Here is a 636-nt window from a genome sequence, read left to right on the forward strand (position 1 = left end):
GCCGACACCCGCACCCGCGGTGCCGAACTGGTCAGCAACTGGCGGCAGGCGCTGGGCCAGGGCCAACTGCAGCTGACCGGCACCTGGAGCTACGCCAAGACCGAGCTGGAGAACGTGGTGGCCACGCCGGCGCAGTTGCTGGCGCTGAATCCGGACTACGTGCTGTTCGGCGTAGAAGAGCGCAACACCCTGACCGAAGCGACCCCGCGCACCCGCGCGCAGCTGGCGGCGAACTGGAGCGACGCGCGCTGGTCGCTGCAGACCCGCGTCACCCGCTACGGCAGCGCCACCCGCGTGTTCGACTTCGGCGGCGGCTTCGCCCCGGAGCAGACCTACAGCGCCAAGTGGCAACTCGACGCCGAGGTCGAATACCACCTCACCCCGCAGTGGAGCGTGGCGGTGGGCGGACAGAACCTCACCGACGCCTACGCCGACCGCTCCAAGCCGGACATCGCCTACTTCGGCAACCTGCCCTACGACGTGCTCTCGCCGATCGGCAGCAACGGCGCTTACTACTACGGGCGGGTGCGGTACACCTTCTGACGAAGGTGTTGGGAATGGGGAGACGGGAATCGGGAATGGGTAAAAGCAACAGCAGCGCGCGCAGGCACCGCTTTTGCTCTTCCCATTCCCGTT

General features: G+C 67.5%; 1 protein-coding gene. It reads left to right on the top strand.

Annotated elements, in window-relative coordinates; all coding sequences use genetic code 11:
- Positions 1 to 543: TonB-dependent receptor (locus tag CEK66_RS20290; RefSeq protein ID WP_193312736.1), on the top strand; the 543-nt coding region annotated here is incomplete at its 5' end.
- Between the last annotated feature and the right edge of the window lie 93 nt (positions 544 to 636).

Origin of the sequence: Xanthomonas sp. LMG 12460, from assembly GCF_009192895.1 — a bacterium.
Taxonomy (GTDB): Bacteria; Pseudomonadota; Gammaproteobacteria; order Xanthomonadales; family Xanthomonadaceae; genus Xanthomonas_A; species Xanthomonas_A sontii.